Consider the following 11,883-nt stretch of genomic DNA (forward strand, 5'->3'; position numbering starts at 1 on the left):
ATGAACCAGTCCGAGGAATTCATTCCGGAGCCGGCCGGCGCGGATGTCGAAGATTCGGACGGTGTCTCGTCCTGGCGAATGCGACTCGCCGAGTCCTCCGAGGCCGAGCAGCAGCGGACCGTCCTGAACCTCGTCCTCGACCAGGCCAGGGAAGCCCTGCGCGGCCGGTCCGGTGCCACCGTCGACGCCGACCGCCCGTTTCTGGAGCTCGGCTTCGACTCGCTCGCCGCCGTGGACCTGCACAGCCGGCTCACCGCCGCCACCGGGCTGCGCCTGCCGGTCACCCTGGTCTTCGACCACCCCACCCCGGCCTCGCTCTCCCGCCACCTGCGCGCCGAACTGCTCGGCCTCACCGGCGAGTCGGAGCCGCTGCCGGTGCCCGCGGGCACCGACGACGAGCCGATCGCCATCGTCGCGATGGCCTGCCGCTTCCCCGGCGACGCCCGCTCCCCCGAGCAGCTGTGGCAGCTGGTCGCCGACGAGGTCGACGCCGTCTCCGCGTTCCCGACCGGCCGCGGCTGGGACCTCGGCGGCCTCTTCGACGACGACCCCGAGCAGGCCGGCACCTCGTACGCGCGCGAGGGCGGCTTCCTGCACGACGCCGATGCCTTCGACCCCGGCTTCTTCAACATCTCGCCCCGCGAGGCCCTCGCGATGGACCCGCAGCAGCGCCTGCTGCTGGAGACCGCCTGGGAGGCGTTCGAGCGGGCCGGCATCGACCCGACCGGGCTGCGCGAGTCACGCACCGGCGTGTTCATCGGCGCCGAGGCCCAGGAGTACGGCCCCCGCCTGCACGAGGCCGCCGACGGCATGGAGGGCTACCTCGTCACCGGCAACGCCGCCAGCGTCGCCTCCGGCCGCATCTCCTACACCTTCGGCTTCCAGGGCCCGGCCGTCACCATCGACACCGCCTGCTCCTCCTCGCTGGTCGCCCTGCACCTGGCCGTGCAGTCGCTGCGCCGCGGCGAGTGCGGCGTCGCCCTGGCCGGCGGTGTCGCCGTGATGGCCGGCCCCGGCTCCTTCGTCGCCTTCAGCCGCCAGCGGGGACTCGCCCCCGACGGGCGCTGCAAGCCGTTCGCCGCCGCCGCCGACGGCACCGCCTGGGGCGAGGGCGTCGGCATGCTGCTCGTCGAGCGGCTCTCCGACGCGCGGCGCAACGGGCACCCGGTACTCGCGGTGGTCCGCGGCACCGCGATCAACCAGGACGGCGCCTCCAACGGCCTCACCGCCCCCAACGGCCCCTCCCAGCAGCGCGTCATCCGCCAGGCCCTGGCCGACGCGGGCCTGACGGCCGACCAGGTGGACGCCGTCGAGGCGCACGGCACCGGCACCACCCTCGGCGACCCGATCGAGGCGCAGGCCCTGCTCGCCACCTACGGCCAGGGCCGAGACGAGGACCGCCCGCTCTGGCTCGGCTCGCTCAAGTCCAACATCGGCCACACCCAGGCCGCCGCCGGAATCGGCGGCATCATCAAGACCGTCATGGCGATGCGCCACGGCGTGCTGCCGAAGACCCTGCACGTCGACGAGCCCTCCCCGCACGTCGACTGGGCCGCCGGCGCCGTCGAACTGCTCACCGAGGCCCGCCCCTGGCCCGAGACCGGGCGGCCGCGCCGGGCCGCCGTCTCCTCCTTCGGCTTCAGCGGCACCAACGCCCACGCCGTCATCGAGCAGGCCCCGCAGACCGCGGACATCCCCGCCGCCCAGCCCGCCACCCACGCGCCCGCCGCGCTGCCCTGGGTGCTCTCCGCCAAGACCCCCGAGGCGCTGCGCGAGCAGGCCCGCCGGCTCACCGCCCACCTCGACGCCCACCCCGAGCACCGCCTCGCCGACCTCGGCCACTCGCTCGCCACCACCCGCACCGCCTTCGAGCACCGAGCCGTCCTGGTCGCCGGCGAGCGCGAAGGCTTCCGCCGCGCCCTCGACGCGCTCGCCGACGGCCTCGGCGCCCCCGGCCTGTTCCAGGGCTCGACCGCCCCCGGCCGCACCGCCTTCGTCTTCACCGGCCAGGGCAGCCAGCGCCTGGCCATGGGCCGCGAACTCCACGAGACCTACCCCGTCTTCGCCCGCGCCCTCGACCAGGCCATCGGCCACCTCGACCTCCAGCTCGAACGCCCGCTGCGTGACGTGCTGTTCGCCGCCGAGGGCACCCCCGAGGCCGAACTGCTGCACCGCACCGCCTACACCCAGCCCGCGCTGTTCGCCGTCGAGGTCGCCCTCTACCGCCTCGTCGAGTCCTGGGGCCTGCGCCCCGACGCGCTGGCCGGCCACTCCATCGGCGAGTTCGCCGCCGCGCACGTCGCCGGGGTGCTCTCGCTCGCCGACGCCGCCCTGCTGGTCGCCGCCCGCGGCCGCCTGATGGAGGCGCTGCCCGCCGGCGGTGCGATGGCCGCCGTCCAGGCCACCGAGGCCGAGGTCCGCGCCTCGCTCGCCGGCCGCGAGGACACCGTCACCGTCGCCGCCGTCAACGGCCCCTCCTCCGTCGTCGTCGCCGGCGACGAGGACGCCGTGCTCGCCGTCGCCGCCCACTGGGCCGAGCAGGGCCGCAAGACCCGGCGCCTGACGGTCAGCCACGCCTTCCACTCGCCGCACATGGACGGCATGCTGGCCGAGTTCCGCCGCTGCGCGCAGGCCGTCTCCTACGCCGCTCCGAGCATCCCGATGGTCTCCACCCTGACCGGCGGGCCCGTCACCGCCGAGGAGATCGGCGACCCCGAGTACTGGGTGCGCCACGTCCGCGAGGCCGTCCGCTACTGCGACGCCGTACGGACCCTGGAGGCCCAGGGCGTCACCACCTACCTGGAGCTCGGCCCCGAGGGCGTGCTCTCCGCGATGGGCCAGGACTGCCTGGCGGACCCGGACGCGGCCGTGTTCCTCCCGCTGCTGCGCGGCGACCGCCCCGAGGTCCACACCGTCACCGCCGCGCTCGGCCAGGCCCACATCCGGGGCGCCGCCCCCGACTGGGACGCCGTCTTCGCCGGCCAGGGCGCGCGCCGCGTCGACCTGCCCACGTACGCCTTCCAGCAGGAGCGCTTCTGGCTCACCGCCGGCGCCGGCAGCGGCGACGTCGCCGCCGTGGGCCTGGGCGCGGTCGACCACCCGCTGCTCGGGGCGGCCCTCGCACTGGCCGACACCGACGGCATCCTGTTCACCGGCCGGATCGCGCTGGACACCCACCCCTGGCTGGCCGACCACGCCGTCCAGGACACCGTCCTGCTGCCCGGCACGGCCTTCGTCGAACTCGCCGTGCGCGCCGGCGACCAGGTCGGCTGCGCCCTGGTCGAGGAACTCACCCTCCAGGCGCCGCTGCTGGTGCCCGCCCAGGGCGGCATCCAGCTGCAGATCGTCGTCGGCGGCCCCGACGAGGGCGGCGCCCGCACCCTCTCCCTGCACTCGCGCCCCGAGGACGCCGAGGCGGACGAGCCCTGGACCCGGCACGCCGACGGTCTGCTCGCCCCCGCCGCCGAACCGGCCGGCTTCGACCTCACCGCCTGGCCGCCCGCCGACGCCCGGCCCGTGGACGCCGAGGAGGTCCACGCCCGGCTGGCCGAGGCCGGCTTCGGCTACGGCCCCGCCTTCCGCGGCCTGAACGCCGTCTGGCTGCGCGGCACCGAGATCCTCGCCGAGATCGAGCTGCCGCAGGAGGTACGGGACGGCGCCGAGCGCTTCGGCCTGCACCCCGCCCTGCTCGACGCCGCCCTGCACGCCCTGGGCGCCGACGGCTCGGACGACGCCGTCGGCGGCGGCCTGCCGTTCTCCTGGCACGGCGTCACCCTGCACGCCACCGGCGCCACCGCGCTGCGCCTGCGGGCCACCCTGCTCGGACGCGGCGAGGTCGCCCTGGAGCTGGCCGACACCGCCGGGCAGCCGGTGCTGTCCGTGCGCTCCCTCGCCCTGCGCGAGATCTCCGCCGAGCAGCTCGACGCCGCCCGCGCCGCCCGCACCGACTCGCTCTTCCGGGTGGAGTGGACCGCGCTGCCGGTCTCCGCCGCCACCACCGGCCGCTGGGCCGTGATCGGCGCCGGCGCAGACGGCTCCGACGGCTCCGCCGCACTCGCCGCCCTCGGTGCGCTCGGTGCCGAGCCGCATGCCGACCTGGCCGCCCTCGCGGCCGCCGTCGAGGCCGGCCAGGCCGTCCCCGACGCGGTGTTCCTGCCGCTGGACCAGGCCGCTACCACCGCTGCCGCTGCCGCTGCCGATACCGCCGTCGCCGACGCGCCGGCCGCCGACCGCGCCGACGCCGTGCACGCGACCCTGCACCGGGTGCTCGCCGTGACCCAGCAGTGGCTGGCCGACGAACGGCTCGGCGCCGCCCGCCTGGTGCTCACCAGCACCGGCACCGCCGACGGCCCGGACGCCCTCGCCGACGCCGCCGTCCGCGGCCTGATCCGCTCCGCCCAGCTGGAGCACCCCGACCGCCTGGTCCTGCTCGACCTCGACGCCCGCGGCGTCTCCGGCGAGATGCTGGCCGGCGCCCTCGCCTCCGGCGAGCCCGAACTCGCCGTCCGCGACGGCGTGGTCCGCGTCCCGCGGCTCGTCCGGGCCCACGCCGCCCCCGCGGACGCCGGCGCCGCGCCCGCCTTCGGCCCCGAGGGCACCGTCCTGATCACCGGCGCCTCCGGCGCCCTCGGCACCCTGCTCGCCCGCCACCTGGTGACCGAGCACGGCGTCCGCAGCCTGCTGCTCCTCTCCCGCCGCGGCGCCGACGCCCCCGGCGCCGCCGAACTGACCGCCGAACTCACCGAGGCCGGCGCCACCGTCACCGTCACCGCCTGCGACGTCGCCGACCGGGACGCGCTCGCCGCCGCCCTCGCCGGACACGAGCTCACCGGTGTCGTCCACACCGCCGGCGTGCTCGACGACGGCGTCCTCGCCGCCCTCACCCCCGAGCGCCTCGACACCGTCCTGCGCCCCAAGGCCGACGCCGCCCTGCACCTGCACGAGCTGACCGCCGGTCAGCCGCTCACCGCCTTCGTCCTCTTCTCCTCCAACGCCGGCGTCCTCGGCGGCCTCGGCCAGGCCAACTACGCGGCCGCCAACGCCGCCCTGGACGCCCTGGCCACCCGACGCCGGGCCGCCGGCCTGCCCGCCACCTCCCTCGCCTGGGGCCTGTGGGCCGACGGCGGCATGGCCGACACCCTCGACAGTGCCGACCTGCTGCGCCTCGCCCGCGCCGGCATGAGCGGCCTGGCCGACGACGAGGGCCTGGCCCTGTTCGACGCCGCCACCGCGACCACCGAGCCGGCGCTCGTCCCGATGCGCCTGGACCTCACGGCCCTGCGCGCCCAGGCCGCGGCCGGCACCCTCCCTGCCCAGCTGCGCGCCCTCGTGCGCACCCCGTCCCGCCGCACCGCGCGCGCCGGCCGGGCCGGCGGCACGGAGCTGATGCGCCGGCTGGCCGGCCTCCCCGAGGCCGAACTCGACCGCGAGATCCTCGAACTGCTGCGCGTCCGGGTCGCCGCCGTCCTCGGCCACGCCTCCTCGGACGTCATCGACGCCGGCCGCGCCTTCAACGAGCTCGGCTTCGACTCGCTGACCTCCGTCGAGCTGCGCAACGAGCTGAACGCCGTCACCGGCCTGCGCCTGTCACCCACGCTGATCTTCGACTACCCGACGCCCGCCGCGCTCGCCGCCCACCTGCGCAGCGAGATCGCCGGCGCCGGAGACCAGGCCGCCGCCCTCACGGCCGCCCCGGCCCGCCGGGACGACGAGCCGATCGCCATCGTCGGCATGGCCTGCCGCTACCCCGGCGGCGTCTCCTCGCCCGAGCAGCTGTGGCAGCTCGTCACCGGCGGCGTCGACGCGATCTCCGCCTTCCCGGCGGGCCGTGGCTGGGACCTCGACCACCTCTTCGACCCCGACCCGGACCACCCCGGCACCAGCTACGCCGACCAGGGCGGCTTCCTGCACGGCGCCGGCCTGTTCGACCCGGCCTTCTTCGGGATCTCGCCGCGCGAGGCGCTCGCGATGGACCCGCAGCAGCGGCTGCTGCTGGAGACCACCTGGGAGACCTTCGAGCGCGCCGGCATCGACCCGGCGACCGTGCGCGGCAGCCGTACCGGCGTCTTCGCCGGCGTGATGTACCACGACTACGCCACCCGGATCGGCGCCGTCCCCGACGGCGTCGAGGGCTACCTCGGCACCGGCACCTCCGGCAGCATCGCCTCCGGCCGCGTCGCGTACACCTTCGGCCTGGAGGGCCCGGCCGTCACCGTCGACACGGCCTGCTCCTCCTCGCTGGTCGCCCTGCACCTGGCCGTCCAGGCGCTGCGCCAGGGCGACTGCACCATGGCCCTCGCGGGCGGTGTCACCGTCATGGCGACGCCCGAGCCGTTCGTCGACTTCAGCCGGCAGCGCGGTCTCGCCCAGGACGGCCGCTCCAAGTCCTTCTCCGCCGCCGCCGACGGCACCAGCTGGTCCGAGGGCGCGGGCATGCTGCTCGTCGAGCGCCTCTCCGACGCCCGCCGCAACGGCCACCAGGTGCTGGCCATCGTGCGTGGCTCGGCGATCAACCAGGACGGCGCCTCCAACGGCCTCACCGCGCCCAACGGCCCCTCCCAGCAGCGCGTCATCCAGCAGGCGCTGGCCGACGCCGGCCTGAGCGCCGCCGACGTGGACGCCGTCGAGGCGCACGGCACCGGCACCACCCTCGGCGACCCGATCGAGGCGCAGGCCCTGCTGGCCACCTACGGCCAGGCCAGGACCGAGGAGGAGCCGCTCTGGCTCGGCTCGCTCAAGTCCAACATCGGCCACACCCAGGCCGCCGCCGGCGTCGCCGGCATCATCAAGATGGTCATGGCGATGCGCCACGGCGTCCTGCCGCAGAGCCTGCACCTCGACCAGCCCTCGCCCAACGTCGACTGGGCCTCGGGCGCGGTCGAACTGCTCGCCGAGGCCCGGGCCTGGCCCGAGACCGGCAAGCCGCGCCGCGCGGGCATCTCCTCCTTCGGCTTCAGCGGCACCAACGCCCACACCATCATCGAGCAGGCCCCGGCCGCCGACCGGGCCGAGCGCCCGGCCGCGTCGCAGCCCGGGCAGGCCCCGGCCGTCCAGCCGTGGGTGCTCTCCGCCAAGACGGAGGAGGCCCTGCGCGAGCAGGCCCGCACCCTGCTGACCCACCTCGGCGCCGAGGGCGTGCCCGCCGACGCCGAGCGCGCCGAGGCCGCGCTCGCGGGTGCCGCACTCGCCGATGCGACGCCCGTCGACGTGGCGTACTCACTCGCCACCGGCCGCGCCGCCCTGGAGCACCGGGCCGCCGTCGTCGCCGAGGACCGCGCCGAGTTCCTGGCCGGCCTCGCGGCGCTGGCCGCCGGCGAATCGACGGCCTCCGTCCTGCGTGGCACCGTCACCGCCGGCCGCACCGCCTTCCTCTTCACCGGCCAGGGCAGCCAGCGCGCCGCCATGGCCGAGGAGCTGTGCGCGGCGTACCCCGCCTTCGCGGCCGCCTTCGACGCCGTCTGCGCCGAGCTGGACCGGCACCTGGACCGCCCGCTGCGCGAGGCGATCGCGGACGCCGACCTGATCGGCCGGACCGGCTACACCCAGCCCGCCCTGTTCGCCGTGGAGGTGGCCCTCCACCGGCTCGTCGAGGCGTGGGGGATCCGCCCGGACCTCCTGGCCGGCCACTCCATCGGCGAGCTGGCCGCCGCCCACGTCGCCGGGGTGCTCTCGCTGGCCGATGCCGCCGTCCTGGTCGCCGCGCGCGGCCGTCTGATGCAGGCGCTGCCGCAGGGCGGAGCCATGGTCGCCGTCCAGGCCACCGAGGCCGAGGTGCTGCCGCTGCTCAGCGAGGGCGTGGGCATCGCGGCCGTCAACGGGCCCACGTCGGTGGTGCTCTCGGGCGCCGAGGACGCGGTGCTGGCGGTCGTGGCGCAGCTGGAGGGCCGCAAGACCAAGCGCCTGACGGTCAGCCACGCGTTCCACTCGCCGTTGATGGACGGCATGCTGGACGACTTCCGAGCGGTCGCCGAGCAGCTGACCTTCCGGGCCCCGCGCATCCCGATCGTCTCCACCCTGACGGGTGCCCTGGCCACGGCCGAGGAGCTGTGCTCGCCCGAGTACTGGGTACGCCACGTGCGCGAGGCCGTCCGCTTCGCCGATGCCGTGCGGACCCTGGAGGCCCAGGGCGTCCGCACCTTCCTGGAGCTGGGCCCCGACGGGGTGCTGGCCGCCCTCGGCCAGGAGTCCGTCACCGAGGACGCCCTCTTCGTCCCCGCCCTGCGCGCAGGCCGTCCCGAGGCGCACGCGCTCACCACGGCGCTCGCCCGGCTGCACCTGCGCGGCACGGCCGTCGACTGGCCGGCCGTCTTCGACGGCCAGGCCGCCCGCCGCGTCGAGCTGCCGACCTACGCCTTCCAGCGCCATTGGTACTGGCTGGAGAACCTGACCGCCCCGGCCGCCGGCCCGGCCGTGGTCGACGCCGTCGACGCCCGCTTCTGGGAGGCCGTCGAGAGCGGCGACCTGGACGCGCTGTCCGCCACCCTCGACCTGAGCGGCGACCAGCCGCTCAGCTCGGTGCTGCCGGCCATCGCCGCCTGGCGCCGCCGGAGCCGTGAGCAGGCCACCGTCGACGCCTGGCGCTACCGCGCCACCTGGAAGCCGGTCGGCGAGGCGGCCGCCGCGCTGCCCGCCGGTGTCTGGCTGCTCGCTGTCCCGGCCGGCTCGGCCGAGGACACCGCCGTGCTCGGCGCGATGCAGACCCTGACCGCGCGCGGCGCGGAGGTCCGGCCGATCGAGCTGGACGCCGCCGCAGGCCGTCCGGCCGTGGCCGCGCTCCTGACGCAGGCCCTCGTGGACGGCGCCGCCGTCGCGGGCGTGCTCTCCCTGCTCGCCCTGGACGAGCGGCCGGTCGACGGCGTGCCGAGCGGCCTGCTGCTCACCGCCCTGCTCGTCCAGGCCCTCGGCGACGCCGGTGTAGCGGCTCCGTTGTGGTGTGTGACGCGTGGTGCGGTGGCGACCGGTCGTTCGGAGCGGGTGGCGGATCCGGTGCAGGCGCAGGTCTGGGGTCTGGGCCGGGTGGTGGGTCTGGAGCATCCGGAGCGTTGGGGTGGTCTGGTCGATCTGCCGGAGGCGGTGGACGAGCGGGTGCTCGGCCGTCTGGCGGGTGTCCTGGCGGGCGCTGCCGGCGACGAGGTGGCGGTGCGGGCGTCGGGTGTGTTCGCGCGTCGTCTGGTGCGGGCCGTTCGGGGCGACGGCTCGGGTTGGTCGCCGTCGGGGACGGTGTTGGTGACGGGTGGTACGGGTGCGTTGGGTGCGGAGGTGTCGCGCTGGCTGGCCCGGGGTGGTGCGGAGCATCTGGTGCTGACCAGCCGTCGTGGGCTGGATGCGCCGGGCGCGGCGGAGTTGCGGGACGAGCTCGCCGCTCTCGGTGTGACGGTGACGGTCGCCGCGTGTGATGTCGCCGATCGGGACGCGCTTGCGGCTCTGCTCGCCGGGCATGAGCTCTCGGCCGTGTTCCATACGGCGGGTGTGCTGGATGACGGTGTGGTGGACGGGCTGACCGCGGAGCGGTTCGCCACGGTGGCCCGTCCGAAGGCGGACGCGGCCCGCAATCTGCACGAGCTGACGGCCGGTCACGGTCTGTCCGCGTTCGTATTGTTCTCCTCGATGGCGGGTTCGGTCGGTAGTGCCGGTCAGGGCAACTACGCTGCGGCCAACGCGTACCTGGACGCGCTCGCGGAGCAGCGTCACGCCGACGGGCTGCCGGCCACCTCGATCGCCTGGGGTCCCTGGGCGCAGGGCGGCATGGCCGCCGACGGCACCGTGGAGCAGCGCCTGCACCGCGACGGTGTCCCGCCGATGGCCCCGGCCCTCGCGATGGCCGCCCTCCGCCAGGCGGTCGAGCACGGCGACGGCGCGATCACCGTCGTCGACATCGCCTGGGACCGCTTCCTGCCCGGCCTGACCGCCGTCCGCCCGAGCGCCCTCTTCGACGAGATCCCCGAGGCCCGGCAGGTCGCGGCCGCCGCCACCGAGGTGTCCGGCGCCGCCGCCGTCAGCTCCTCCCAGGCCGGCCGCCTCGCCGGTCTCTCCGACGCCGAGCAGCAGCGCGTCATGCTCGACCTCGTCCGCACCAACGTCGCGGCCGTGCTCGCCCACTCCGGGACGGACGCGGTCGAGGCCGGCCGGGCGTTCAAGGAGCTGGGCTTCGACTCACTGACCGCCGTCGAGCTCCGCAACCGGCTGGGCGCCGCCACCGGCCTGCGCCTGCCCACCACCCTCGTCTTCGACTACCCGTCCGCCGCCGCGCTCGCCGAGCACCTGCGTACCGAGCTGGTGGGCCGCGAGCCCGCCGCCGTCGCCGAGCGCACCCCCCGGACGGCGGTGGACGACGAGCCGATCGCCATCGTCGCGATGAGCTGCCGCTTCCCCGGCGGCGTGTCCTCGCCCGAGCAGCTGTGGCAGCTGCTGGTGGGCGGCGGCGACGCGATGTCCGGCCTGCCGACGGACCGAGGCTGGAACGTCGACACCCTGTACGACCCGGACCCCGACCAGGTCGGCAAGATCTACACCCGCGAGGGCGGCTTCCTCTACGACGCGGCCGAGTTCGACGCCGGGTTCTTCGGCATCTCGCCGCGTGAGGCCCTGTCGATGGACCCGCAGCAGCGCCTGCTGCTGGAGACGTCCTGGGAGGCGTTCGAGCGGGCCGGCATCGACCCGACCTCGGTACGCGGCAGCCGGACCGGCGTCTTCGCCGGAACCAACGGGCAGGACTACCTCGCCCTGCTGATGAACTCGCCCGAGGAACTGGAGGGCCACCTCGGCACCGGCACGGCGGCGAGCGTCGTCTCCGGGCGCCTGTCCTATACCTTCGGCCTGGAGGGCCCGGCGGTCACCGTCGACACGGCCTGCTCGTCCTCGCTGGTGGCGCTGCACCTGGCGGTGCAGGCGCTGCGCAACGGTGAGTGCACGCTGGCGCTGGCGGGTGGTGTCACCGTCATGGCCACCCCGGACACCTTCCTGGACTTCAGCCGCCAGCGGGGACTTGCCGCCGACGGCCGGTGCAAGGCGTTCGCCGCCGCCGCCGACGGCACCGCCTGGGGCGAGGGCGCGGGCATGCTGCTCGTCGAGCGGCTGTCGGACGCGCGGCGCAACGGGCACCCGGTACTCGCGGTGGTGCGCGGCAGCGCCGTCAACCAGGACGGTGCGTCGAATGGTCTGACGGCGCCGAACGGTCCGTCGCAGCAGCGGGTGATCCGCCAGGCGCTGGCCAGTGCCGGTCTGACGGCCGACCAGATCGACGCGGTCGAGGCGCACGGCACCGGCACCGCCCTCGGCGACCCGATCGAGGCGCAGGCGCTGCTCGCCACCTACGGCCAGGGCCGCTCCGCCGAACAGCCGCTCCGGCTCGGCTCGGTGAAGTCCAACATCGGCCACACCCAGGCCGCCGCCGGTGTCGCCGGTGTCATCAAGATGGTCATGGCGATGCAGCACGGCGTGCTGCCGAAGACGCTGCACGTGGACGAGCCCTCACCGCACGTGGACTGGTCGTCGGGCGCCGTCGAGCTGCTGACCGAGAACCTGGAGTGGCCGCAGACCGGCGAGCCCCGCCGCGCGGGCATCTCCTCCTTCGGCTTCAGCGGCACCAACGCGCACGCCGTCCTGGAGCAGGCTCCGGTGGTCGAGGATGTGCCGGCTTCGGTGGCGGCTGCTGTTCCGCCGGTGGTGCCGGTGGTGCTGTCGGCGAGGAGTGCGGAGGCGTTGGCGGCGCAGGCGGCCGGGTTGGTGGCGCTGGTCGAGGGTGAGGGGGCGCCGGGTCTGCTGGATCTGGGCTTCTCGCTGGCGACGAGCCGGGCCGCGTTCGAGCACCGGGCCGGGTTCGTTGCGGGGGACCGCGTGGAGCTGCTGGCCGGGTTGACCGGCCTGACCGGCTCCGGCGCGATG

At 75.9% G+C, this 11,883-nt stretch carries 1 pseudogene; it reads left to right on the top strand.

Annotation, left to right across the window (positions count from 1 at the left end):
• Positions 1-66: 66 nt before the first annotated feature.
• Positions 67-11,883 (top strand): annotated as a pseudogene (locus tag ACIBH3_RS32105) (type I polyketide synthase); the annotation flags it as partial.

Origin of the sequence: Kitasatospora sp. NPDC050543, from assembly GCF_044457565.1 — a bacterium.
Taxonomy (GTDB): domain Bacteria; phylum Actinomycetota; class Actinomycetes; order Streptomycetales; family Streptomycetaceae; genus Kitasatospora.